The following is a 22,382-nucleotide window of genomic DNA, read 5'->3' as shown; positions in this document are numbered from 1 at the left end:
GCCGTTGGAGGAGTGCCCCCCCCCCCACAAAACCCCCCCCAAACCCCGCTAAACCCCCCCAAACCCAACCAAACCCCCCCCCCCCGCCCCGCCCCGCCCCACCCATCGAAAGCCGAGGCCAACCGTGCAGACCAGCCAGGACGTGAAGACGATGAACGAAGCCAAGAAGCCCTACCTGACCGGCCACTACGCCCCCGTGGTCGACGAGATCACCGCGACCGACCTGACGGTGGAGGGCACCCTCCCGCCCGAGCTGACCGGCCGGCTGCTCCGCAACAGCCACAACCCCAAGCCCGGCATCACCCCCACCCACTGGTTCAAGGGCAGCGGCATGGTGCACGGCATCCGGCTGCGCGACGGCCGCGCCGAGTGGTACCGCAACCGGTGGGTGCGCACCCCCGCCCTGGACGGCGCCCCCTACATGACCGAACACGGCCCCGACCTGACCGCGAGCACCGCCGGCACCCACGTGATCGAGCACGCCGGACGGCTGCTGGCCCTCAGCGAGGCCGCCCTGCCCTTCGAGCTCACCGCCGACCTGGAGACCGTGGGCGCCTACGACTTCGGCGGCAAACTGACCTCGGCGATGACCGCCCACCCCAAGGAGGACCCCGTCACCGGGGAGCTGCACTTCTTCGCCTCCTCGCCGTTCCCCCCGTTCCTGATCCACCACGTGGCCTCGGCCGACGGAAAGGTCCTCGACAGCCAGGAGGTGCCGGGGGCGAGCGCGGCGCTGAAGCACGACTTCGCGCTGACCGCGCACCACGTCGTCTTCCTGGAGGGGTCGGTGACCTTCGACCCCACCGAGCACTCCGGCATCCCGTACGGCTGGAGCGAGGACCAGGTCTCCCGGATCGGGGTCATGCCCCGGGGCGCGGGCGGCGCGGCCCGCATCCGCTGGTTCGAGATCGCCCCCGGCTACGGAATGCACTTCGCCAACGCCTACGAGGACGCGCGCGGCCGGATCGTCGTGGAGGGCCCGACCGTCGGCCGCACGGGCTGGCAGCGCTCCTGGAACTGGTGGGTCGGCGCCCCCGACCGCGGCGCCGAGCCCAACTCGGGCTCCCGTGGCCGCCGCTGGACCGTCGACCTGGCCGCCGGGAGGGTCACCGAGGACCAGACGGACGACCTGACCGTGGAGTTCCCCACCATCAACGACGCCTACCTGGGTCGGGAGCACCGCTACCAGTACGCCCTGTCGTTCCCGGACGACCTCGGCGTCGGCAACCACAGTCTCGTCAAGTACGACCGCACCACCGGCGGACGTCAGGTCCTGCCCTTCGGTACCGGCCGACTGCCCGGCGAGGCCGTGTTCGTGCCGGCCGCCGACGCGGGCCCCGGCGACGAGGACGCCGGCTACCTGCTGACCGTGGTCAGCGATCTGAACGCCGACGCCTCGCAGTTGCTCGTCCTGGACGCGACCGACCTCGCCCTCCCGCCGGTCGCCACCGTGCACCTTCCCCGCCGGGTCCCCGCCCAGATCCACGGCTCCTGGATCCCCGACACCGCGCGGGCGTCGGAGTCAGAAGCCGCCTAGTCGTCGGAGGGAAGCACCTCCGAAGGGTCGAAGGCCTCGTCGAGCGACTTCATCAGCCGGTCCCGTTCGACCTCGTCGAGCGGGACCGGCCGCACGTCCACCGCGTCCGTCAGCCTGCGGAACCCGCCCCGCCGCTGGAGCCGCCCGCTGACCCGGACCGGCAGCCCCACCAAGTGGGCGTGGCCCGCGACCCGGTACGACTCCTCGTCCAGGGCGGCCCGTACGTAGGGCACCTCCGCCCCCGACAGCACCCGCAGCCGTACCGTCCCGCCGCCGCCCGCCGCCGAGCGCCGCATCCGGACCACGGCCCCGGCCAACCGGACGGGGATCGCCGGTTCGTCCCGGGTGTACCGGGCGGCCGCCTCGCGCAGCACCGGCAGGTCGCCCGGGGAGAACTCCACCGCCTCCGGCCGGGCCGCGCACCCGGCCGGGACGCCCGCGGCCGGCGCCCAGGCCAACGCGATCCGGGCCCCTTCCGAGCCGCGGACGAGGGCGATCAGGGCGTCGGCGAGTTCCCGGCTGACGCCGGCCTCCACCGCCGCGTCGAAAGCATCCATGCCGCCGGTGGCCCGCCGGTAGTCCACCGCCTCGCGGGCGGCGTGCAGCGCGTGGTGCAGCCGGGCGGTGATGCCCCGCCCGCCGTCCACCGGGACGTACGCGGCGAGTCGCCGGCCGCCCGGCGAGGGCCCCACCAGCACCCCGTCCAGGGCCCGTTCGGCCTGTGCCCGGTGACGCGCCCCGTAGTACCCGGCGCGGGCGTGCGCCGCCAGGGCGCCGGCGAGCAGCAGTTGCCGGGCCGCCGAGCGGAGTTGTTCCTGTACGGGCCAGGCCTCCGCGCCCTGCGACGGGTACGTCCCCTCGGGGAACTCCCGTTCCCAGCGGATCTCGTCGCTCGGCACGCTCAACCCGAACAGCACCTCCCGGGCCGAGGGCAGCCCGCTGTGCGCCAGCGCGGCCAGCGCCTCGTCCAGCAGGTCCGCGCAGTCGGGGAAGGTCCGGCTCTCGGGGACGAGCAGGCTGGTGCCGGGGTGCCCGGGCGGCGCCCACCTGCCGTACCGACCGGCGGCCCCGCCGCGTCGCAACCAGCCGTGCCGGTGCAGCAGCGCCCCGAGCACGGCGGGGTCGACCTTCGCGGGATCGGGCGTGGCGGCGTCCGCGTACGCGGTGGGATCCGGGGGCGTCAGCGGCTCCGGGCGCGGTGAGTACCGTTCCATCAAGGTGTCCCTCCCGACCCGACCCGGGTCATGATCTCGCACAGCGCCCGGTCGTCGAAGATCCGCGTGGTCGGGATCCGTACGGTGGTCCGGCGCCGGCCGGTCACGGGCTGTCCGGCGAGGTTGGTCCAGTAGCAGCAGTGCCGCAGGTCGAGCCGGTCGTGTCCGGCGGCCAGCCACTGTTCGCGCTCCCTCGGTACGAGCATCACCACGAGGATCTTGTGGACGGCGACGGGAGTGCGCGCCAGCTTCACGAGGTGCTCGTTGTCGAGGGTGAAGCCGAAGGTGGCCCCGGCCGGCCGGGGCGGTGTCTGGTAGGTCGCCTTCAACTGCACCTTGATGGTGACCTCGTCGTCGACGACGTGCTCGGGGGCGCCGTGGCTGACGTGCCAGTCGATGCCGTTGTCCGGGAAGGGCTGGGACAGCGAGCAGCCGGCCGCGGCCGCGACGGCGTGCAGGTATCCCACCTGGAGGGTCTCCATGCAGGCGGTGGTGGCGAGGGTGCCGCGCAACGGTCCGGTTCCCGCGTCCGGCCGCGGACCGATCCGCGCCGGTGGTACCCCGAACGGTTCGGGCTGTGTGAGCGCCATGGCCGGCTCCCCATGCCTTCCGGGCTCCGCAGAGTGAGGTGTCGGGGTGACGACCGGTCATGCGTCCGTTCCCCCAGGGAAGTTGTCTCCGTAGCAGACGAGTCGCAAACGGCGTACGGGGCAAACAGCCCGGGTATCACCGATTCGGGCAAGGGCGGCGTGATCCGGGTGCGCCCCACCTGCCGACCGGGGACGAGGAGTTCGCCATGACACGCTGGTACGAGGGCCCGCTGGCCGCATTCGACACGGAGACCACCGGAGTGGACGTCGAGCAGGATCGGATCGTGTCCGCCGCGCTCGTCGTGCAGGAGTGTGCGGGCGGCCGCGTCCGCTCCACCCGCTGGCTGGTAAATCCCGGCGTCCCGGTACCCCCGGGCGCCACGGAAGTGCACGGTCTGACCGATGAGCACCTCCAGCGCCACGGCCGTTGGCCGGCGCCGGTGGTGGAGGAGATAGCCCGCGCGCTGGCGGAGCAGCAGGTGGCGGGCCGGCCGGTGGTGGTGATGAACGCGCCCTTCGATCTGACGTTGCTGGACCGGGAGTTGCGCCGGCACCGGGCGTCATCACTGGGGCGCTATCTGGACAACCGGCCGCTGACGGTGCTGGATCCGCGGGTGTTGGACAAGCACCTGGACCGCTACCGCAAGGGTCGCCGGACGCTGACGGACCTGTGCGAGCACTACGGCATAGAGCTGGAGGGGGCCCACGACGCGTCGGCCGACGCCCTGGCCTCGCTGGAGGTCGTCCGGGCGGTCGGGCGCCGGTTCGCGGGCCGGCTGGAGCGGCTGACACCGGCCGAGCTGCACACGCTCCAGGCGGTGTGGCACGCGGCGCAGGCGCGGGGGCTCCAGGCCTGGTTCGCCCGCCAGGGCACTCCTGAGTCGGTGGATCCGCACTGGCCGTTGCGGCCGGAACTGGGGGCCGCGGCCTGAGGGCCGGGAATGCGGAAGGCCGGTCCGTCAATGACGGACCGGCCTGTCCCGGTGGGCGATACTGGGATCGAACCAGTGACCCCTTCGGTGTGAACGAAGTGCTCTCCCGCTGAGCTAATCGCCCGGGAACGGACTGAACAATACAAGAGCCTCGGGGTCTGTTCAAACCGCTTCCGGTCGGGCCTCGGGCCGGCCGCTCTCGGCGCCCGATCCCGTTCCGCGCACCGGGTGTACTCAGGCCGATCTGAGTACGCACGCCCATGTCCCGACGGCGTGACGGGCACCACACTCCGAGCATGAACACGCCCCTGTCGCCCGCCGAGGAACTGGCGCTCATCGACGGCGAACTCGCCCGTCTCGACGCCCGTCGCGCCCATCTGGCGGCCCGCCGCGACTGGTTGCTGCGGCTGCCCCCGATCCCGTGGCCGTCGGCGCCCGCACCGCCCTCGCTCCCGGTCAAGGACGCTTCGGGGCGCGGCGCGCAGAACGTGCTGCTGACGTTGGGCGCCGTGCTGCTCTCGGTGGCCGCGCTCGCCTTCACCCTCGTCAGCTGGGGCTCTCTCGGCATCGCCGGGCGCGCCGCGGTGCTGGCCGTGGTGACGGTGGGGGCGCTCGTCGCGCCGCTGCCGCTGCTGCGTCGCGGGCTGCGGTCCACCGCCGAGTCGGTCGCGGCGCTGGGGCTGTTGCTGACGGTGCTGGACGCGTACGTGGTGCACGCCGTCGGGATGTCGACGGTCGATGGCACCGCGTACGCGGCGGGGGCGGCCGGTGTCCTGGCGGCGCTCTGGGCCGGGTACGGGTTCGCGTCGCCCGGGCTTCGGCTGCCGCTGCCCGTCGCCGTGGCGGCGGCGCAGCTTCCGCTGCCGCTGGCGGCGCTCGCCTCCGCGGCGGACCCGGTGGGGCTCGGTTGGGCGTTGCTGGCGACGGCCGCGCTCGACGTGGTCGCGGCGATGACGGTGCCCCGGGCGCGGGCCGCGTGGCCGGCGGGGGCCGCGCTGGGCGTGGCCGCGCTGGGGGTCGGGTTGGTGGAGTCGGCGGCCACCCCGGGCGCGTCGGCTCCGGCGCTGTTGCTCGCGGCGGGTGCGGCGCTCGGCGTGGCGGTGGCCTGGCGGGTGCCGCGGGCCTCCGCGGCGGCGCTCGCGGGCGGTCTGGCCGCGGTCGTGGCGGTGGCCGGCCCGCTCTCCCCGCGGTGGGACACGGGCTGGGCGGTGCCGGCGCACCTGGCGCCGGCCCTGGCTCTGACCCTGCCGGCGGCGGTGGGGGCGGCCTCGGTGCCGGCGGCGGTGCGGCGCGGCCTGGCCCGCGCGGGGCTGGGCGTGACCGCGGCGGCGGCGCTCTGGGCCCTGGCGTCGGTGGTCCCGTCACTGGCGGCGCGGCTGCGGGTGCTCGGCGAGGTGTGGGCGGCGACGACCCCCGAGGTGGACCGGCCGGCCACGGGCGCGGCGGTGGCGGTGACGCTGCTGGTGACGGCGGGTGCGGCCGCCGCGGCGGCCCGGCTGATGCCGGCCCGGCCCGAGCCCGGGGTGCTCGCGGTGGTCCTGGGCTGGGCCGGGCTGTTCGCGGCCCCGGTGCTGCTCGGGTTCCCGGTGGCGGCCGTGCTCACGGCGCAGCTGTCGGTGACGGTGGCCGCGGGGGCGCTCGCGCTGCGGCCCCGGCCCGGCCGTTCCGGCGTCGGGATCGCGGCCGCCGGATGCGCGCTCCTGGGGGCCGGGAGCGTGGCTGTGGGGGCGCTGGACGGCCGACTGGCCACGGTCCTGGTGCTGGGGGCCCTGACGGCCGCCGGCGCGGCGGGAGCGGCGTACCGGCCCGGGCCCGGGTGGGCGCGGTCCGGGGCCGCGGTGCTCGCCGTCGGCTGGGCCACGGCGCTGTCGGCGGCCCTGTGCGCGTTGTCGGACCTCGCGGTGGTGTGGTGGGCGCCGCCGGTGCTGGCGGTGGCGGCCGCGGTGGTGGCTTTCGGCCCCCGGTGGGGCGCGGTACGGGTTCCCGCCGAGGCGGCGTCGATCGCGCCGGGGGTACTCGCCCTGGCGCTGGCGGCCCCCGACCGGCCCGCGCTGGCCCTGGCGCTGGCCCTGGCCGGGGTGGTCTGCGCGACCGCGGCGGTCCGTGCGGACCGGCGCCGACTGGGCTGGGCGGCCTGGGCGCTGTTCGTGGCCGCGACCTGGGTCCGGCTGAGCGCGTCCGGGGTGGCGTGGCCGGAGGCGTACACGCTGCCCGTGACGGTCCCGGCGCTGGTGGTCGGCTTCATGCGCCGCCGCCGGGATCCGGCCGCCTCGTCCTGGACGGCCTACGCGCCCGGACTGGTGGCGACCCTGCTGCCCACCCTGATCGCGGCCTGGGGCGACCCGCACTGGCAGCGACCGCTGCTGCTGGGTCTGGCCTCGCTGGCCCTCACGCTGCTCGGAGCCCGGCAGCGGCTCCAGGCGCCGCTGCTGCTGGGCGGGGCGACGCTCGCGGCGGTGGCCCTGCACGAGCTGGCCCCGTACGTGGTCCAGGTCGTCGGGGCGCTGCCCAGGTGGCTGCCGCCGGCACTGGCGGGCCTGTTGCTGCTGGCGGTGGGGGCGACGTACGAACGCCGGTTGCGCGACGCCCGTCGACTGCGGGCCGCGTTCGGCCGGCTGGGGTGACGCGCCCGGGAAACGCCGAAGGCCCGGAGACGGTGAAGTCTCCGGGCCTCTGGTCCGGGTGGGCGATACTGGGTTCGAACCAGTGACCCCTTCGGTGTGAACGAAGTGCTCTCCCACTGAGCTAATCGCCCGGACGCACCGCAAACATTACCGCATGTCAGCGGTGCTCCCCGCCATCAGGGACGGATCACTGGTCCTTGATGTTCCACGGCAGCATCAGGCCGTACTTCCACAGGTAGAAGCCGACCAGCACGCCGGCGATCACGAGGCCGACGCTGGTCAGGATGATGTTGCGGCGGCGCACCTTCGGGTCGAGGGCCTTCTGGGCCGCCTCGGCCACCTTGCGCTTCGTCCAGCGCAGCACGACCTGCGCCCAGGCGAACTCGGTGCCCCAGATGAACAGGCCCGCGAAGATCGCGACCCAGCCCGGGCCCGGCAGGACGAGCATCGCCACACCGGCGGCGATGACGGCCAGGCCGACGATGAAGACGCCGACCTGCCAGCTCAGGTGCAGACCGCGCCGGGCCTTGACGAAGGCCGGCGCCCTCGACACGTGCGGCTGCTCGTCCGGTTCCGTCGCGCTGGTCGCGGACTCGTGGGTCTCGCGGTCACTCCCCGTATTCATGCCTCCGAATCTACCCGAGCCGGATACACGCGTGAACGGTGGTTTGGATCCGCCGTTCGAGGGACCCAGAGGTCCGCAAAACGGTCAGAGGGGTTTACAACGGCACCGTAGGTGGCATGTCGATTTCGCCGACGTGCGAATCCCCGAGCGCACACTGAGCGAAAGGCCCTGGCGCTTATGAACACCACGGTCAGCTGCGAGCTGCACCTGCGCCTCGTTGTGTCGAGCGAGTCCTCACTGCCTGTTCCCGCGGGCCTGCGGTATGACACGGCCGACCCCTACGCCGTGCACGCCACCTTCCACACCGGCGCCGAGGAGACGGTCGAATGGGTATTCGCCCGTGACCTCCTCGCCGAGGGCCTCCACCGGCCCACCGGTACCGGCGACGTCCGCGTCTGGCCGTCCCGCAGCCACGGTCAGGGCGTCGTCTGCATCGCCCTGAGCTCACCGGAGGGAGAAGCGCTGCTCGAAGCACCCGCCCGAGCACTCGAGTCGTTCCTCAAGCGGACGGACGCCGCGGTCCCACCCGGGACCGAGCACCGGCACTTCGACCTCGACAAGGAGCTCTCCCACATCCTGGCCGAAAGCTGAGCCAGGCCCACACCGGCGCGACACCGTCCGACTCGGGGCGACGGTGCGCGTCGGACAACCACATACGGTCGTGCCGGCGCTGTTCTCGCGGAAGCCAACCGCGAGAGCGGCGCCGGTGCGCTTCACGGAGGACCCGCTAGAGTCGGCCCCCAAGTGACGGCAGGCACGTCGTCGCAGGCCCGCCCTACAGGGAGACCTCGTGCAGATCCCCCACGACACCCGTCGCGCGCTCGACGTCGTCGTCGCGCTGGTGAACACCGCGGCCGAGCCCGGCCGCACGGACGGGCTGTCGGATCTGGGCGCACTGCGCGGATTCGTCCGCGAGTACGCGATCAGCGACGTGGGCGAGCTCGGCGCCCGCGACCTGTCCGGGGTGCGCACGGTGCGCGGCAAGTTCGCCCAGGTGTTCGCGGCACCGAACTCGCGCGCGGCCGCCACGCAGATCAACGAACTGGTGGCCACGGCGGGCACCACCCCACGCCTGACCGACCACGACGGCTACGACTGGCACGTGCACTACTTCGCGCCGGGCGCCTCGCTGGGTGACCACCTGGCCGCGGACGGCGGCATGGCGCTGGCGTTCATCGTGGTCTCCGGCGAGGAGGAACGGCTGCGCCGCTGCGAGGCCCCCGACTGTCGGCGCGCCTTCGTGGACCTGTCCCGGAACCGGTCGCGTCGCTACTGCGACAGCCGGACCTGCGGAAACCGGTTGCACGTGGCGGCGTACCGGGCGCGCCGCAAGGAAGCCGACGCGCACGGTTCAGAGCAGGAAGAGGTCGTGCATGGCGGCGAGCAGCAGCAGGGTTCCGATCACCCCTAGGAAGATCATCAAGGGCGGCTGGGAGAGCGCGTAGAGACAACCACGTCCTTCTGGGGCGACGGGGGCCTCGGCGACGGGGGCGGGAGCCTGCGGCTCACCCTGCGATGTGTCGAGCATGTCGGGGCGATGATCGCGCAGCGCGACCCGATTCGGCGATCAACACGCCAACGAACACGCGGGAGTTCGTCAGTTCCCGTCCGTTCGTACACGCGCCGGCGGGCGCCCGGCGGCCGGACGCCCGGCCGGATCAGATGCCGTGCTTCTTGAGGATCGCCTCGATGTCGGAGAAGTCGTCCGCGGGCGCCGCCGGGGCCTGGCCCGCGGCGCGTCGGGGCGCGCCGGCGCCGAGGGAGGGCGCGGAGGCGTTCGGGGCGACGGCCTCGGGTGCCTGACGCCCCTTGGCGGCCCTCGGCTCCTTCGGCGGCTTCCCGCCCTTGGCGAGCGCCCGACGTTCGACGGCGCGGGTGGTCATGAAGAGCAGCCAGGACAGGCCCAGGAGCCCGAAGCCGATCCAGACGGACGGCTTGAAGACCATCCCGGACACCCACTCCACGACGCCCGTCAGCACCAGGGCCACGGGGATCAGCGAGTAGGCGGCGATCCGGGTGGCGGCCAGGAAGCGCTTGCGGTAGGCCGTCACCGCGGCCAAGCCCAGGCCCGCCGCGGACACCGCGGAACATATGGTCTCGGCAAGCATGCTGTCCTCCAGGGCAGAGCTGTCTGTCAGGCTTGGGCGTTCTGTCCCTATCCATCCTGCACCGGGCGGCACTGCGAAGGCCACGCCCGGAACCGATCCCGCGCCGATCTCCGGGACATCTCGGGGTCGCGCCTCGTCCGCGGGTACCGGTGGGTGGGGTGCTCGGAGGTTCGGACACTGCTGGGAGACTGTGCCCATGACCGATTCCCACGCCCCCGCCGCCTCCACTCCCGCCCCCGTCGTCCTGGAGGTGTGGTGCGAGCTCCAGTGCCCCGACTGCCACGCCGCCCTGGACGACGTGCGCGCCCTGCGGGCCCGTTACGGCGACCGGCTGGACATCGTGCTGCGCCATTTCCCGCTGGAGAAGCACAAGCACGCCTTCGCCGCCGCGCAGGCCGCCGAGGAGGCCGTGGAGCAGGGCCGGGGCTGGCCGTACGTGGAGGCCGTACTGGCCCGCACCGCGGAACTCACCCGGGTCGGCGAGCCCGTCCTGCTGGACGTGGCACGCGAACTCGGGCTGGACGTGGAGGAGTTCGACACCGCCCTGGTCGACGGGCGGCACATCCTGATCGTCGACGCCGATCAGGCCGAGGGCAAGGCGATCGGCGTGACCGGCACACCGACGTACGTGATCGGCGGCGAGCGCCTCGACGGCGGCAAGAGCCAGGACGGTCTGCGCGCCCGCATCGAGGAGATCGCCGATCGTCTGCTGGCCCCGTGACCGGGCCCTCGCTCAGATCAGGTCCTTGGCGAGGTTGAAGCGGGTCGCGCGGTAGCCGAGGGATTCGTAGAGCCGTCGGGCCGGGGTGTTGGTGGTGAAGACGTGCAGCCCCAGGGTCCGTTGGCCGTCGGCGAGGGCGACGCGCTCGGCGAGCAGCATCAGGTCCCGGCCGTGGCCGCGCCCTCGGTGCTCCTCGGCCACCTCGACGTCGAAGACGTACGCTCCCCCGTCGCGCCGCGCGACCCACAGCGTCCCGACGGTGGCGCCGTCCGCCTCCAGGACGGACAGCGAGACGCCCGGACCGGTCGGTCCCCGGGGCAGGTCGGCGTCGTGGTCGGCCTCCGACTTGGCGGCCGCGGCCTGCGGGGACATGCCGCGCTCGACCCAGAGCGCGGCGTAGCTCGCGCGGGCGAGGGCCTCCCACTCCTCGTACTCGGCCGGCGTCATGGGCCTGCCGGTCACTCCCTCGCGCACGGCGGGCGGCTCGGCGGGGAGTTCCTTGACCATGTTGCGGCCGTACTCGACGTACCCGAGGGTCTCGGCCAACCGCTGCCCGCCCGCCGAATCGGCCGGCGTCGACACGCGGACCCGACGGCAGCCCCAGCCCCGCAGCACCTCCTCCGCGGCGAGTGCCGCGACGGTGGCCCGACCCCGCCGGCGGTCGGGCTCGTCGACGGCGAGGTCGCGGATCTCTCCGACGGTGGGCCCGAAGGGGGAGTCCGTGGCGATCGTCAGCGCGCCGACGCGCCTGCTGTTGACGCGGATCTCGTACGGGCGCGAGCGCGCGCCCCCGTCGCTCTGCTGAAGCGGCCCGCTCGGCCGCAGGGTGGTGGTCATCGTCGAGTTCTACCCGCCGTGCGGCCTCCGCGACAGTGCCCGTCCCCGACGGCGGCTACGGATCGAGGTCCGCGCCCGCCTGCTCGTCGAAGATCCGCATCGCGCGGGCCGTGACCGGCCCGGGGGCTGCGAGGTCTCGGCCGTCGATCCGGTGGACGGCCTGCACGTCGCGCAGGGTCGAGGTCAGGAAGACCTCCTCGGCGTGCTCCAGGGCGTCGAGGGGCAGGTCGGTCTCCTTGGCGCCGATCCACCGCACGGTCAGGGCCCGGGTGATGCCCGCGAGGCACCCCGAGGAGACCGGCGGGGTGTGCGCCTGTCCGTCGAGGACCACGAAGACGTTGGAGCCGGTGCCCTCGCAGAGCCGCCCGACGGTGTTGCCGAACAGGGCCTCACTGGCGCCGGCCGCGTGCGCGCGGGCGAGCGCCACCACGTTCTCGGCGTACGAGGTGGTCTTCAGTCCGGTCACCGCCGAGCGCTCGTTGCGCACCCACGGCACGGTGATCACGGCGGTGGTGTCCGGGCGGCGGGTCGTCGGGCCGACCGCCACGATCAGGGTGGGACCCGCCTCGCCGCGATCGGATCCGAGCGGGGACACCCCGCCGGTGTAGGTGATCCGCAGCCGGCCGAGCGGCATCGGGTTGGACTTGAGCACCTCGGCGCAGGCCCGGCGCACCTCGTCGAGGTCGGGGTCGGGCAGGCCGAGGCCGCGCGCCGAGCGGGTCAGCCGGTCCAGGTGGCGGGTGAGCGCGAAGGGTTGCCCCTCGCTCGCCCGGAGCGTCTCGAAGACGCCGTCCCCCACGGTCAGCCCGTGGTCGAGCACCGACACCTTCGCGTCGTCCACGTCCCGCAATGTGCCGCCGAGCCAGATCTTCACCGCACGCTCCCCGCGCTCAGCCCGTGCTTCTCGGGCGTGCCGGAGGCGACGCCGAGCAGCCGGGCGGCCTTCAATTCCGTTTCCGCCCATTCCCGGTCCGGGTCGGACCCCCAGGTGATCCCCGCGCCGGTGCCGAAGCACAGGCGGGGTCCGCCCGCTGCCGCGCGGTCGATCCAGAAGGTCCGGATGCCGACGGCGAGCTCCGCGGTGCCCTGATCGGCGTCGACCCACCCGATGCCGCCACAGTAGGGGCCGCGCGGGGCGGTCTCCAGCTCTTCGATGATCCGCAGCGCGGAGGATTTGGGGGCGCCGGTCACCGAGCCGGGCGGGAAGGTCGCCCCGAGCAGCTCCGCCCAGCCCGCGCCCTCGGCGAGTTCACCGCTGACGGTGGACACGAGGTGGACCAGCCCGGGGTGCTCCTCGACCTCGCACAGGGCGGGGACGGCGATGGAGCCGGTGGCGCAGACGCGGCCGAGGTCGTTGCGCACGAGGTCCACGATCATCACGTTCTCGGCGTGGTCCTTGGGGAGCAGGTCGGCCACCGTCCGGCCGGTGCCCTTGATCGGGCCCGACTCCACGTGGCGGCCACTGCGGCGCAGGTACAGCTCGGGCGAGGCGGTCGCGATCTCGACGCCGCGCGCCGGCAGCCGAATCGTTCCTGCGTAGGGCGCCGGATTACCGCGCGCGAGCAGCGCGGTGAGGGCGTCGACGTCGGCGGTGGCCGCGTCGGGCAGCGGCGCCGACATCACCCGGCACAGGTTCGCCTGGTAGACCTCGCCCTTCGCGATGTACTCGCGCACGCGCCGGACGCCGGCCACGTACGCGGCGCGGTCGAGCGAGGAGACCCAGCCGTCGGCGGCGGGACCCCGCCAGGCGCCGGGCACCGGCGCGGGAACGGGGTCGGGGCGTACGTCACCGAACCGCGCGCAGACCAGTCGCCCCTCGAAGTCGGCGGCCACGGCCCAGAAGCCGGTGGAGTCGAGGGCGGAGGGGTCGCTGGTGACATCGCGGAGATCGGTCGCGAGGCGGCCGCCGAAGCGGGCCAGGGGGGGCAGGTCGTGCACGGCTGCGAGTCTATGACCGGTGACGGGATCCCGCCGGTGAGGTGACGGCCGGGTGACCGGCGGTGATCGACCGGCAGCACGCTGCGGAAACGCGTTTTTGAGCTGGCCGGGGAATCCGCTAGAGTTCAACACGTCGCCAGGGAGCGAAGGGGCAACACCCCGGAGCAAACACGGTGACCTGCGGACGTAGCTCAGTTGGTAGAGCACCACCTTGCCAAGGTGGATGTCGCGAGTTCGAGTCTCGTCGTCCGCTCGAAGTGGGGGATCATCTTCCCGAGAACCCCTGCGGCTCCATGGTGGAGTGGCCGAGAGGCGAGGCAACGGCCTGCAAAGCCGTCTACACGGGTTCAAATCCCGTCTCCACCTCCAAGGACGATTAGCTCAGCGGGAGAGCGCTTCCCTGACACGGAAGAGGTCACTGGTTCAATCCCAGTATCGTCCACTGATCCGCAAGGATCCCCGCGCGATTAGCTCAGCGGGAGAGCGCTTCCCTGACACGGAAGAGGTCACTGGTTCAATCCCAGTATCGCGCACGCAGTATCATCGCAACACGTGCTTTAATTACGGCCTTCAAGCCGTTCCCGCGCGATTAGCTCAGCGGGAGAGCGCTTCCCTGACACGGAAGAGGTCACTGGTTCAATCCCAGTATCGCGCACCATCCGGAAGCCCCGGCCGTCTCGACGGTCGGGGCTTCCGCGTTGTGGCGGGTGCGCCCGCGGGGTCGCCGGCCGGTCGGGGCCCGTGTGCGTACCGGGCCCCGGACTCGGCGCGCGGCGTCAGGAGGAGAACAGCATCCGGCCGAAGCCGCTGCGGTGGTTCTTGCCGTGACCATGGCCGTGGCCGTAGCCGCCGTGCTGCTGCGGGGCGCCCCAGGCCGGCGCCTGTGCGGGGGCTCCGTGCTGGGCCGGGTAGGGGGCGGGCGGCGCGGCGGGCGGCGGGACCTGGCCGTACTGCTGGGAGGTGTACTGGGACTCCAGGCGGGTCAGCGCCTCCAACTCGCCGTAGTCGAGGAAGATGCCGCGGCAGCCGCTGCACTGCTCGATCTGGACGCCGTTGCGGTTGTAGGTGTGCATCATCGCGTGACACTTCGGACACTGCATGACCGGATCAACTCCTCGCCGTGTACGTCGCCACCGGAGGGGCGCCCCGGTGGCGTGGGGCTCACCCTACGACGGAGGCTGCGGCTCCAACTCGGGCGGGAGGGCGGAAATTCGGGCACAGGCGTCCAGCATCAGCCGCTCCCCCTCGTCGAGGTCCCGGTTCCCGGCCGCCGCCTTGGCCAGTGCGAGGGCGGCGGTCTGTACGGTCAGGGCCCGGGCGACGACGTCGAGTTCCGGCCAGGGGTCGGTGCCGGGGGGCCCGGCGGCGGGCCCCCCGGCGGCCCGGTAGGCGTCGAGGAAACACAGCCAGTCCTCCGGGGCGAGCAGGCCGGCGGCGTACCAGGCCGCGGGGCGGGCCAGGTCCCAGGCGGGGACGCCGACCCCGAGGTCGTCGACGTCGATGAGCCGCCAGGCGCCGTCCGGAGCCGGGCAGCGGACCAGTTGCCCGAGGTGCAGGTCCCCGTGGCACAGGGCCCCGCCGCGGGGCGGCTCCCCCGCCCCGCGCGCCCACCCGGGCAGGGTCCGCGCGGCCTTCCACACGGCCCGGGCGTCGGCGGGACCCGGGACGCCCCGGGGAACCCGCGGCGCGGCGTCGGGCAGGGCCTCGGCGAGGCGGCGCAGGGCGCGGGCGACCTTGGCCGGGCCGCGCATCGGGGGAACCGGTCCGGGGAGCGTGTGCACGGGGACGCGGTGGAGGGCCGCCAGCAGGCGGGCCACCTCCTCCCACGGGGCGTCCTCGGGGCGCGCGGGATCCACCGGGGCTCCGTACGGCCACAGCGAGACGGGGCGTCGTAGGACGTGCCCGGCCTCCACGGACAGCGGCGGCAGCAACACCTCGGCCAGTGCCCGCTCCCCCGCGATCCGCATCCGTACGGCGAGACCACCCCGGTCGGTGTCCTCGGCGTGCGCCTTGACCACGGCGGCGCCGCAGCGCACGACGGTGCCGTCGTCCCGGTCGGCGAGGAGGACGTACGCGTGGGGCGGGGTGTCGGGCCACACGGTCGCCGCGTACGCGGCGAGGGCCGCGGGCAGGCCCGCCGGCCGGTCGTTCAGCGAAACCATGCGGTCGTCCCGTCGATGTGGAGCAGGAAGTCCGCCACCGGACCCGAGGGGGAGACGAGGGTCAGCGTCCGCGCGATGGGGGCGTAGGCGGCGTCGAACCGTTGGTCGTAGACCTCGGCGGCCATCGTCTCCCGGACGGCGTCGAACCACGGCTTCACCTCGGCGAAGGCGGGCTCGGCGGTGAAGCGGCCGTACATCCAGGGGAAGTCGGTGTCCTCGACGGTGATCGTGCCGAGCAGCACGTCCTCGCGCATCAGGCGCCAGGTGGTGTCGTCCTGGGTCATGGTGGCCGGCTCCGGTGTCGCCCCGCCGCCGCCGGGCGCGACCGCGGTCCCAGGAGGAGGTTACGGACTCGGGTGCGGGTGTGGGCGTCCGGAGCGAGCCCGTGTCCCGCTCGTCGGCGGGGCCGGTCGCGTGAAAGTCGCGTGGTGCCGCGTGGGACGACGCATGAGTGGGCACGTGAGAAAGGGTGCTGCCCGTCCGACTCCCCAGTCGTACGGGCAGCACCCTTCACCTGCCGTCCGTCGCGCCCCCGTCCCCACGGGGTTCGACAGGCCGATGTCCCGGCCCGGGCCGCTCTCCCGGACCCGGGGCGCCGCTCAGCGCCCCAGCATCGCGCCCACGGACGACGCCTGTGCCGCCACCTGGTCAAATCCTCCGAAGACGAAGAGCAGGACGGCGGCCAGGGGGAGGACCATGGCGGCGGCCACCAGTGGGTGCCGCTTGCCGGACTCATGGCCGTTGAACGCGAATGCCTTGCGTCCCTGCCGTGCGATGTCCGCCATGGCCCTCTCCCTGTCGTTTGGCAGCGGCGGGCTTGTGACCTCGGGGGACGAGTGCGCCACCCGCCGCTTGTCTTCAACACTAGGCGGCCGTCGGGCGCCTGGCCTCATGCCTCCGTACCCATTGGCAGGCCTCCAGGAGGATGACGGGGTCACCCCCCGACTACTCCCCTGGGTGGAGACCGACTCTCCGCCGTGAGGGTCATCCCGGAGGGGATGACCGGAGGGTAGTGACTTCGCTCACTTCCGTCACTCCCCGCACACGTGTGTCCTCCCGCGTGGTGTGGATCAAGCCGGCGGCGACTCCGTGCGTGATCCACTCCGGCACGGCCGCCGGATCGGCCCGGTACGGGGCCAATCCCCTTGCCGGTACGGCCGTTTGGGCATCCGGCGGCCCACGGGACGAAGTACCGGGGCTTCACCTGAACAACCCTCAAGTGGCTTGCCCCGCACTGACAATCGAATCTCCCGGCGAGGGCGCGGCCTCTGAGCGCCGATGGCGGATGGTCCGTAAGCTGTGGCACGTCAGCAGGACGACCGGGCAGCGGGGTGGACATGGCGATGATGCGGCTCCGGCGCGAGGACCCGCGTGTCGTCGGTTCGTTCAGGCTGCACCGGCGGCTCGGCGCCGGCGGCATGGGCGTGGTCTACCTGGGCTCCGACCGGCGCGGACAGCGTGTCGCGCTCAAGGTCATCCGGCCGGATCTGGCCGAGGACCAGGAGTTCCGCTCCCGTTTCGCCCGCGAGGTGTCCGCCGCGCGGCGGATCCGGGGCGGGTGCACGGCGCGGCTGGTCGCCGCCGACCTGGAGGCCGAGCGGCCCTGGTTCGCGACCCAGTACGTTCCGGGTCCCTCCCTGCACGACAAGGTGGCCGAGGAGGGTCCGCTCACGGCCGCGCAGATCGCCGCCATCGGCGCCGCGCTGTCGGAGGGCCTGGTCGCCGTGCACGAGGCCGGCGTCGTCCACCGCGACCTCAAGCCCTCGAACATTCTTCTGTCCCCCAAGGGGCCGCGGATCATCGACTTCGGGATCGCGTGGGCCACCGGGGCGAGCACCCTCACCCATGTGGGCACCGCCGTCGGCTCCCCCGGCTTCCTCGCGCCCGAGCAGGTGCGCGGGGCGGCCGTCACCCCCGCGACCGACGTGTTCTCCCTGGGCGCCACCCTCGCCTACGCGGCGACCGCCGACTCGCCCTTCGGGCACGGCAGTTCCGAGGTCATGTTGTACCGGGTGGTGCACGAGGAGCCCCACCTCCAGGGTGTTCCGGACGCGCTCGCGCCGCTCGTGCGGGCCTGCCTCGCCAAGGATCCCGAGGAGCGGCCGAGCACCCTCCAGCTGTCGATGCGGCTGAAGGAGATCGCGGCGCGCGAGGCGCAGGGGCTGGGCGAGGCCCGGCCGCCCGCGCAGCGCCGTACGGAGCGCTCGCCCGCCGAGGAGTACGTGGACCAGCGGACCGAGCGTACGGGCGGCAACACGATCCCCCGGGCGACGGGGCCGCACAGCGGGCCGCACTCGCGGCCCTCGTCCCCCCGCAACCCGGGCTCCACGGCGGGCCGTACGGGCGGGCGGCCGGCGCCGCGGACGACGGGGACGGGTCGGCGGCCGTCGCGGCCGGACCCGAAGCTGATGCGGCAGCGGCTGATCGTGTTCATCGTGGTGACGCTGGTCGTGGCGCTGGGGATCGCGGCCGCGCAGAAGCTGTAGCGGGGTCCAGCGGAGCCCTGGCCCGCGGAACCCCGGGCGCTACGCCTGCGGGGACACGGGCGGGCGGGTCGCGTAGAAGGCGACGGCGGAGGCCGCCGCCACGTTGAGCGAGTCGATGCCCTCGGCCATGGGGATGCGCACCCACTCGTCGGCGGCCCGCAGGGCGTACGTCGACAGGCCGTGCCCCTCCGAACCGAGCATGATCGCGGAGCGGGCGAACCGCTCCGGCGGCACCTGGTCCAACGGGGTGGCCTTCTCGCTCGGCGTCATGGCGAGGATCCGGTAGCCCGCTTCGCGGACCTTCTCCAGGTCGGCGGGCCACTGGTCCAGGCGCGCGTACGGCACCGAGAAGACCGAGCCCATCGAGACCTTGATGGCACGCCGGTACAGCGGGTCCGCGCAGTCCGGGGAGAGCAGTATGGCGCTGATGCCGAGGGCGGCGGCGCTGCGGAAGGCGGCGCCCAGGTTGGCGTGGTCGACGAACCCCTCGAACACGCCGATCCGCTGCCCCGTCGACTCCTGCGCGAGCAGTTCCTCGGCGGTCGGCAGCGGCTTGCGCTGCATCGAGGCCAGGGCGCCGCGGTGCACGTGGTAGCCGGTGACGCGTTCGGCGAGCTCGGGGGTGACCGCGTAGACGGGGGCCGGGAGTTCGTCGATGACGTCGCGCATGACGTCGACCCACTTGGCGGACAACAGCATCGAACGCATCTCGTAACCGGCGTCCTTGGCCCGTCTGATGACCTTCTCGCCCTCGGCGATGAAGAGGCCTTCGGCGGGTTCTCGTCGACGTCTCAGTTCGACGTCGGTCAGGCCCGTGTAATCGCGCAGGCGGGGGTCGTCGGGGTCTTCGACGGTGATGAGATCTGCCACAGGGTGATACTGCCTTGTCCTGGGTGTGGTGCCAACGGCCCGGTCAGGCGCTGGGGGTGTGAACCGCGACGACCGCGCCGATCACGATGACCGCGGGCGGGCGGATCTCCTCGGCGCGCACCGTCTCCCCGACCGTGGCGAGGGTGGCGTCGACCCGGCGTTGGGCGGCGGTGGTGCCCTCCTGGACAACCGCGACGGGGGTGTCGCCGGGGCGGCCGTGGCGGATCAGGGCCTCGGCGATCAGGCCGATCTTGTCGACGCCCATGAGGATCACCAGGGTGCCGGTGAGCTTGGCGAGGGAGGCCCAGTCCACGAGCGAGCGCGGGTCGTCGGGGCCGACATGGCCGCTGACGACGGTGAACTCGTGTGCCACGCCGCGGTGGGTGACCGGGATGCCGGCCGCGCCGGGGACGGAGATGGAGCTGGAGATGCCCGGCACGACGGTGCAGGGGATGCCGGCCTCCGCGAGGGCCTGGAGTTCCTCCATGCCGCGGCCGAAGACGTACGGGTCCCCGCCCTTGAGCCGGACCACGGCCTTGCCGGCCTTGGCGTGCTCGACGAGGGCGTTGTTGATGGCCTCCTGGGCCATGAAGCGGCCGTACGGGATCTTCGCGGCGTCGATGACCTCGACGTGCGGCGGCAGTTCGTCGAGCAGGTCGCGGGGGCCGAGCCGGTCCGCGATGACCACGTCGGCCTCGGCGAGCAGCCGGCGACCGCGCACGGTGATCAGGTCGGGGTCGCCGGGACCGCCGCCGACGAGGGCCACGCCGGGGGCGGACCGGTGTCGGTGGCCGGGAGCGGCGAGGGTGCCCTCGCGCAGGCCCTCCACGATCGCGTCGCGGACGGAGGCGGACCGGCGGGGGTCGTTGCCGGTCAGCACGGCGACGGTGACGCCCTCGACACGGCCGGTGGCCGGGGTCCAGGCGGTGGCCGCGGAGGCGTCGTCGGCGCGCACGCACCAGACGCGCTCCCGCTCGGCCTCGGCGGAGGCCCGCTCGTTGTCCTCGCGGTTCTGGGTGGCGATCAGGGCGTACCAGGCGCCGGCGAGATCGCCGTCCTGGTAGCGGCGGCGCTCCCAGCGGATCTCGCCGGTCTCCGCCATGGCGTCCACGGAGGGCGTGGCGGACGGGGAGACGAGCAGGACGTCGGCCCCGGCGGCGATGAGTGCGGGGAGGCGTCGCTGGGCGACTTGGCCACCGCCGATGACGACGACGCGGCGGCCGGCCAGGCGGAGTCCTACGGGGTAGGCGGGATGTGCCATGGCGGTGCGGCTCCTGATGCGGCGGGGTGAGGGCCGCTGCGGCGCTGAAGCGGCTGGTGGGGCGGGGTGTGGTGTGCCCGGGTCCACGATACGACCCGGTCGCCGACCGGTCCTTCCGGGGGCCGGTGCCCGGGGCTGCGGGGCGGGGCCGCATCGGGACCGCGCGGGTGGGCCCGGCGGGGGCCGACCGGGCCGGGGGCGGACCGGCCCCGGCGCCCCGGGCGGGGCTCCGGAGCCGGGGACGGGCCGCTCCCCGGCCGGGCCGGCTACTTCTCGGTGACGCCCGCCGAGTCGAACGTGGCGACCTCGTGCATCGCGCGGGCCGCGCTCTGCACCAGGGGCAGGGCCAGCAGGGCGCCCGTGCCCTCGCCGAGACGGAGGTCCAGGTCGACCAGGGGACGCAGGCCCAGCTTGTTCAGGGCGGCCACATGGCCCGGCTCCGCGCTGCGGTGGCCCGCGATGCACGCCGACAGGGCCTCCGGGGCGATGGCCCGGGCGACCAGGGCGGCCGCTCCGGCGCTCACGCCGTCCAGGATGACCGGCGTACGGAGCGAGGCCCCGCCGAGCAGGAGTCCGACGATCGCCGCGTGCTCCAGGCCGCCGATGGCCGCCAGGACGCCGATCGGGTCGGCCGGGTCGGGCTGGTGGAGTTCCAGGGCGCGCCGTACGACCTCGACCTTGCGGGCGTGCGTCTCGTCGTTGATGCCGGTGCCGCGTCCGGTGACCTCGCCCGGGTCCACCCCGGTGAACACCGAGATCAGCGCCGCCGACACGGTGGTGTTCGCGATGCCCATCTCGCCGGTGAGCAGTGCCTTGTTGCCGGCGGCGACCAGGTCGCGGGCGGTCTCGATGCCGACCTCGATGGCCGCGATGGCCTCTTCGCGGGTCATCGCCGGACCGACGGACATGTCTGCGGTGCCCGGTCGGACCTTGCGCGGCAGGAGCCCGGGAGTGGCGGGGAGGTCCCCGGCGACACCGACGTCGATGACGCAGACCTCGGCGCCCACCTGGTTGGCGAAGGCGTTGCAGACGGCTCCGCCGCCGAGGAAGTTGGCCACCATCTGCGTGGTGACCTCCTGCGGCCAGGGGGTCACGCCCTGGGCGTGCACCCCGTGGTCGCCGGCGAAGATCGCGACGGCCGCGGGCTCCGGGATCGGGGGCGGGCAGACCCGCGACAGGCCGGCGAGCTGAGCGGAGATGATTTCGAGCATGCCCAGGGCCCCGGCGGGCTTGGTCATGCGCTTCTGTCGCTCCCAGGCCTCGCCGAGCGCCTTCGCGTCGAGCGGGCGGATGCCGGCGACCGTCTCGGAGAGCAGGTCGTGCGGCTCCGCGCCGGGCAGCGCGCGGCGTCCGTACGTCTCCTCGTGGACGACCCAGGCGAGCGGCCGGCGCTGGGACCAGCCGGCCTGCGCCAGCTCGGGCTCCTCGGGGAACTCGTCGACGTAGCCGACGCACAGGTAGGCGACGACCTCCAGGTGCTCCGGCAGGCCCAGCTCGCGGACCATCTCGCGCTCGTCGAAGAAGCTGACCCAGCCGACGCCGATGCCCTCGGCGCGGGCGGCGAGCCAGAGGTTCTCGACGGCGAGGGCCGAGGAGTACGGGGCCATCTGCGGCTGCGTGTGCCGGCCGAGGGTGTGGCGACCGCCGCGGGTCGGGTCGGCGGTGACGACGATGTTCACCGGGGTGTCGAGGATGGCCTCGATCTTGAGTTCCTTGAACTGCTTGGCCCGGCCCTTGGGGAGGGACTTGGCGTAGGCCTCGCGCTGGCGCTGGGCGAGTTCGTGCATCGTCCGGCGGGTCTCGGCGGACCTGATGACGACGAAGTCCCAGGGCTGGGAGTGGCCGACGCTGGGGGCGGTGTGGGCCGCCTCCAGGACGCGCAGCAGCACCTCGTGCGGGATCGGGTCGGAGCGGAAGCCCTTGCGGATGTCGCGGCGTTCGCGCATGACCCGCTGGATGGCGTCGCGCTCGGCCTCGTCGTAGCCGGCGGGGGCCGGCTCGCCGACGGGGGCGGCGGCGAGGGGTTCGGGCACCTCGACCTCGACGGGTTCGGCGGCCGCCGGGGCCGCGGGGGTCTCCGGGGCCTCCTCGGGCGCGACCGCGACGGGGTGGGCGGGCTCGACGGGGTGTGCGGCGGCCGTGTCCGGCTCCGGCTGTTCGGCGGGGGCGGCGGGCTCGGCGGGGGCCTCGGGCCGCGCGGGCTCGACCGGAGCCTCGGGGGCCTCGGGCTGGTCCGGTGCCTCGGTCGTGACGACGGTTTCGGCGGGGGCGGGGGCTTCCACCGGCGCCTGCTCGACCGCCTGGGGCCCGGCCGGCGCCGCCACGGCTTCTTCGTTCTCCGCGTCCTCGGCGGGCAGCGGCTGCGGGTCGGCCGGCGCCACGGCGCCCTCGGGGGGCTCGGGCGCGGCCGGCGGCGCGGCCTCGACGGGCTGCGGGATCTCGGGGGCGGCCTCCACCACCACGGGCGGGGGCTCGAC

General features: G+C 73.9%; 22 protein-coding genes and 7 tRNA genes. 12 read left to right on the top strand and 17 right to left on the bottom strand.

Features of this window, described 5'->3' with window-relative positions; translation table 11 throughout:
* The first annotated feature begins 151 nt into the window (after positions 1 to 151).
* On the top strand, positions 152 to 1,537 hold the full coding sequence (locus ADK55_RS33480; RefSeq protein WP_053684404.1) for a carotenoid oxygenase family protein: 1,386 nt from the start codon (positions 152 to 154) through the stop codon (positions 1,535 to 1,537).
* On the opposite strand, the gene ADK55_RS33475 is transcribed toward ADK55_RS33480, so the two are convergent.
* Complete coding sequence (locus tag ADK55_RS33475; protein ID WP_053684401.1) at positions 1,534 to 2,751, bottom strand: hypothetical protein; 1,218 nt, start codon at positions 2,749 to 2,751, stop codon at positions 1,534 to 1,536. The genes ADK55_RS33480 and ADK55_RS33475 overlap by 4 nt on opposite strands.
* The gene (locus ADK55_RS33470; RefSeq protein WP_053684399.1) at positions 2,751 to 3,341 is read right to left on the bottom strand and encodes a DUF4365 domain-containing protein; all 591 of its coding nucleotides are present in this window, start codon (positions 3,339 to 3,341) and stop codon (positions 2,751 to 2,753) included. Before ADK55_RS33470 ends, ADK55_RS33475 begins: the two co-directional genes overlap by 1 nt.
* Before the next feature lie 206 nt (positions 3,342 to 3,547).
* On the opposite strand from ADK55_RS33470, the gene ADK55_RS33465 reads away from it, so the two are divergent.
* The gene (locus ADK55_RS33465) at positions 3,548 to 4,273 is read left to right on the top strand and encodes a 3'-5' exonuclease (protein WP_053684397.1); all 726 of its coding nucleotides are present in this window, start codon (positions 3,548 to 3,550) and stop codon (positions 4,271 to 4,273) included.
* Positions 4,274 to 4,325: 52 nt separating this feature from the next.
* Here the strand turns inward: ADK55_RS33465 and ADK55_RS33460 are convergent.
* Positions 4,326 to 4,397 (bottom strand) — tRNA-Val (locus tag ADK55_RS33460).
* A gap of 172 nt (positions 4,398 to 4,569) precedes the next feature.
* Here ADK55_RS33460 and ADK55_RS33455 point away from each other — a divergent pair.
* Positions 4,570 to 6,897, top strand: coding sequence for an SCO7613 C-terminal domain-containing membrane protein (locus tag ADK55_RS33455; protein WP_053684395.1), 2,328 nt, complete (start codon positions 4,570 to 4,572; stop codon positions 6,895 to 6,897).
* A gap of 59 nt (positions 6,898 to 6,956) precedes the next feature.
* Here the strand turns inward: ADK55_RS33455 and ADK55_RS33450 are convergent.
* Together ADK55_RS33450 and ADK55_RS33445 are read right to left on the bottom strand one after the other, a co-directional pair.
* A tRNA-Val gene (locus ADK55_RS33450) sits at positions 6,957 to 7,028 on the bottom strand.
* A 56-nt stretch (positions 7,029 to 7,084) separates the two neighbouring features.
* On the bottom strand, positions 7,085 to 7,522 hold the full coding sequence (locus ADK55_RS33445; protein ID WP_053684394.1) for a TIGR02611 family protein: 438 nt from the start codon (positions 7,520 to 7,522) through the stop codon (positions 7,085 to 7,087).
* A gap of 177 nt (positions 7,523 to 7,699) precedes the next feature.
* Between ADK55_RS33445 and ADK55_RS33440 the strand changes: the two genes are divergently transcribed.
* Positions 7,700 to 8,113: an SsgA family sporulation/cell division regulator gene (locus ADK55_RS33440; protein WP_030011909.1), complete on the top strand. Its 414-nt coding sequence runs from the start codon at positions 7,700 to 7,702 to the stop codon at positions 8,111 to 8,113.
* 199 nt (positions 8,114 to 8,312) lie between these two features.
* Positions 8,313 to 8,933, top strand: a complete 621-nt coding sequence (locus ADK55_RS33435) for a CGNR zinc finger domain-containing protein (protein ID WP_053684391.1) — start codon at positions 8,313 to 8,315, stop codon at positions 8,931 to 8,933.
* On the opposite strand, the gene ADK55_RS39385 is transcribed toward ADK55_RS33435, so the two are convergent.
* Positions 8,874 to 9,050 (bottom strand): hypothetical protein, encoded by a 177-nt coding sequence (locus ADK55_RS39385; protein WP_199826695.1) that lies wholly within the window; start codon positions 9,048 to 9,050, stop codon positions 8,874 to 8,876. The genes ADK55_RS33435 and ADK55_RS39385 overlap by 60 nt on opposite strands.
* Before the next feature lie 130 nt (positions 9,051 to 9,180).
* Positions 9,181 to 9,630, bottom strand: coding sequence for a hypothetical protein (locus tag ADK55_RS33430; protein WP_053684389.1), 450 nt, complete (start codon positions 9,628 to 9,630; stop codon positions 9,181 to 9,183).
* Between the two features lie 196 nt (positions 9,631 to 9,826).
* On the opposite strand from ADK55_RS33430, the gene ADK55_RS33425 reads away from it, so the two are divergent.
* Positions 9,827 to 10,351, top strand: coding sequence for a DsbA family protein (locus tag ADK55_RS33425; RefSeq protein ID WP_078999733.1), 525 nt, complete (start codon positions 9,827 to 9,829; stop codon positions 10,349 to 10,351).
* 12 nt (positions 10,352 to 10,363) lie between these two features.
* Here the strand turns inward: ADK55_RS33425 and ADK55_RS33420 are convergent, their stop codons facing one another.
* The 3 genes from ADK55_RS33420 to ADK55_RS33410 are packed head-to-tail and all read right to left on the bottom strand — an operon-like array spanning position 10,364 to position 13,126.
* Positions 10,364 to 11,188, bottom strand: a complete 825-nt coding sequence (locus ADK55_RS33420; protein ID WP_053684385.1) for a GNAT family N-acetyltransferase — start codon at positions 11,186 to 11,188, stop codon at positions 10,364 to 10,366.
* Between the two features lie 55 nt (positions 11,189 to 11,243).
* Entirely contained in the window at positions 11,244 to 12,062 is an 819-nt protein-coding gene (locus ADK55_RS33415; protein ID WP_053684383.1) for an aminotransferase class IV, read from the bottom strand.
* Positions 12,059 to 13,126 (bottom strand): chorismate-binding protein, encoded by a 1,068-nt coding sequence (locus tag ADK55_RS33410; RefSeq protein WP_053684381.1) that lies wholly within the window; start codon positions 13,124 to 13,126, stop codon positions 12,059 to 12,061. Before ADK55_RS33410 ends, ADK55_RS33415 begins: the two co-directional genes overlap by 4 nt.
* A 180-nt stretch (positions 13,127 to 13,306) precedes the next feature.
* Between ADK55_RS33410 and ADK55_RS33405 the strand changes: the two genes are divergently transcribed.
* The 5 genes from ADK55_RS33405 to ADK55_RS33385 all read left to right on the top strand — a co-directional run bounded on the left by ADK55_RS33405 (position 13,307) and on the right by ADK55_RS33385 (position 13,784).
* Positions 13,307 to 13,379 (top strand) — tRNA-Gly (locus ADK55_RS33405).
* 42 nt (positions 13,380 to 13,421) lie between these two features.
* A tRNA-Cys gene (locus tag ADK55_RS33400) sits at positions 13,422 to 13,495 on the top strand.
* A 1-nt stretch (position 13,496) separates the two neighbouring features.
* Positions 13,497 to 13,568, top strand: a tRNA-Val gene (locus ADK55_RS33395).
* A gap of 19 nt (positions 13,569 to 13,587) precedes the next feature.
* A tRNA-Val gene (locus ADK55_RS33390) sits at positions 13,588 to 13,659 on the top strand.
* A 50-nt stretch (positions 13,660 to 13,709) separates the two neighbouring features.
* Positions 13,710 to 13,784, top strand: a tRNA-Val gene (locus tag ADK55_RS33385).
* A 118-nt stretch (positions 13,785 to 13,902) separates the two neighbouring features.
* Here ADK55_RS33385 and ADK55_RS33380 read toward each other — a convergent pair.
* From ADK55_RS33380 to ADK55_RS33365, 4 genes are all read right to left on the bottom strand, one after another.
* A complete protein-coding gene (locus ADK55_RS33380; RefSeq protein WP_053684379.1) occupies positions 13,903 to 14,226 on the bottom strand; it encodes a zf-TFIIB domain-containing protein in 324 nt (107 codons plus the stop codon).
* 66 nt (positions 14,227 to 14,292) lie between these two features.
* On the bottom strand, positions 14,293 to 15,288 hold the full coding sequence (locus ADK55_RS33375) for a phosphotransferase (RefSeq protein WP_053684377.1): 996 nt from the start codon (positions 15,286 to 15,288) through the stop codon (positions 14,293 to 14,295).
* The gene (locus tag ADK55_RS33370; RefSeq protein ID WP_053684375.1) at positions 15,276 to 15,572 is read right to left on the bottom strand and encodes a hypothetical protein; all 297 of its coding nucleotides are present in this window, start codon (positions 15,570 to 15,572) and stop codon (positions 15,276 to 15,278) included. Before ADK55_RS33370 ends, ADK55_RS33375 begins: the two co-directional genes overlap by 13 nt.
* 315 nt (positions 15,573 to 15,887) lie before the next feature.
* The gene (locus tag ADK55_RS33365) at positions 15,888 to 16,073 is read right to left on the bottom strand and encodes a hypothetical protein (protein ID WP_053684373.1); all 186 of its coding nucleotides are present in this window, start codon (positions 16,071 to 16,073) and stop codon (positions 15,888 to 15,890) included.
* 552 nt (positions 16,074 to 16,625) lie between these two features.
* Here ADK55_RS33365 and ADK55_RS33360 point away from each other — a divergent pair.
* Positions 16,626 to 17,774 (top strand): serine/threonine-protein kinase, encoded by a 1,149-nt coding sequence (locus ADK55_RS33360; RefSeq protein ID WP_053684402.1) that lies wholly within the window; start codon positions 16,626 to 16,628, stop codon positions 17,772 to 17,774.
* A 39-nt stretch (positions 17,775 to 17,813) separates the two neighbouring features.
* Here ADK55_RS33360 and ADK55_RS33355 read toward each other — a convergent pair whose 3' ends face one another.
* The 3 genes from ADK55_RS33355 to cobT all read right to left on the bottom strand — a co-directional run.
* Positions 17,814 to 18,644: a TrmH family RNA methyltransferase gene (locus ADK55_RS33355; protein WP_053684371.1), complete on the bottom strand. Its 831-nt coding sequence runs from the start codon at positions 18,642 to 18,644 to the stop codon at positions 17,814 to 17,816.
* A 43-nt stretch (positions 18,645 to 18,687) separates the two neighbouring features.
* Positions 18,688 to 19,905, bottom strand: a complete 1,218-nt coding sequence (cobA, locus tag ADK55_RS33350; protein WP_053684369.1) for a uroporphyrinogen-III C-methyltransferase — start codon at positions 19,903 to 19,905, stop codon at positions 18,688 to 18,690.
* Positions 19,906 to 20,171: 266 nt separating this feature from the next.
* Positions 20,172 to 22,382: nicotinate-nucleotide--dimethylbenzimidazole phosphoribosyltransferase (cobT, locus tag ADK55_RS33345; protein ID WP_234350362.1), on the bottom strand; the 2,211-nt coding region annotated here is incomplete at its 5' end.

It is taken from the genome of Streptomyces sp. WM4235, assembly GCF_001279725.1.
Taxonomy (GTDB): Bacteria; Actinomycetota; Actinomycetes; order Streptomycetales; family Streptomycetaceae; genus Streptomyces.
The sequence above is the reverse complement of the archived record's forward strand: the minus strand, read 5'-3'. Positions and strand labels throughout refer to the sequence as shown.

Coding starts and splice junctions, on each gene's coding strand:
- ADK55_RS33480 (WP_053684404.1), top strand. CDS start 152: ATGAACGAAGCCAAGAAGCCCTACCTGACCGGCCACTACGCCCCCGTG.
- ADK55_RS33475 (WP_053684401.1), bottom strand. CDS start 2,751: ATGGAACGGTACTCACCGCGCCCGGAGCCGCTGACGCCCCCGGATCCC.
- ADK55_RS33470 (WP_053684399.1), bottom strand. CDS start 3,341: ATGGCGCTCACACAGCCCGAACCGTTCGGGGTACCACCGGCGCGGATC.
- ADK55_RS33465 (WP_053684397.1), top strand. CDS start 3,548: ATGACACGCTGGTACGAGGGCCCGCTGGCCGCATTCGACACGGAGACC.
- ADK55_RS33455 (WP_053684395.1), top strand. CDS start 4,570: ATGAACACGCCCCTGTCGCCCGCCGAGGAACTGGCGCTCATCGACGGC.
- ADK55_RS33445 (WP_053684394.1), bottom strand. CDS start 7,522: ATGAATACGGGGAGTGACCGCGAGACCCACGAGTCCGCGACCAGCGCG.
- ADK55_RS33440 (WP_030011909.1), top strand. CDS start 7,700: ATGAACACCACGGTCAGCTGCGAGCTGCACCTGCGCCTCGTTGTGTCG.
- ADK55_RS39385 (WP_199826695.1), bottom strand. CDS start 9,050: ATGCTCGACACATCGCAGGGTGAGCCGCAGGCTCCCGCCCCCGTCGCC.
- ADK55_RS33430 (WP_053684389.1), bottom strand. CDS start 9,630: ATGCTTGCCGAGACCATATGTTCCGCGGTGTCCGCGGCGGGCCTGGGC.
- ADK55_RS33425 (WP_078999733.1), top strand. CDS start 9,827: ATGACCGATTCCCACGCCCCCGCCGCCTCCACTCCCGCCCCCGTCGTC.
- ADK55_RS33420 (WP_053684385.1), bottom strand. CDS start 11,188: ATGACCACCACCCTGCGGCCGAGCGGGCCGCTTCAGCAGAGCGACGGG.
- ADK55_RS33380 (WP_053684379.1), bottom strand. CDS start 14,226: ATGCAGTGTCCGAAGTGTCACGCGATGATGCACACCTACAACCGCAAC.
- ADK55_RS33375 (WP_053684377.1), bottom strand. CDS start 15,288: ATGGTTTCGCTGAACGACCGGCCGGCGGGCCTGCCCGCGGCCCTCGCC.
- ADK55_RS33370 (WP_053684375.1), bottom strand. CDS start 15,572: ATGACCCAGGACGACACCACCTGGCGCCTGATGCGCGAGGACGTGCTG.
- ADK55_RS33365 (WP_053684373.1), bottom strand. CDS start 16,073: ATGGCGGACATCGCACGGCAGGGACGCAAGGCATTCGCGTTCAACGGC.
- ADK55_RS33360 (WP_053684402.1), top strand. CDS start 16,626: ATGGCGATGATGCGGCTCCGGCGCGAGGACCCGCGTGTCGTCGGTTCG.
- cobA (WP_053684369.1), bottom strand. CDS start 19,905: ATGGCACATCCCGCCTACCCCGTAGGACTCCGCCTGGCCGGCCGCCGC.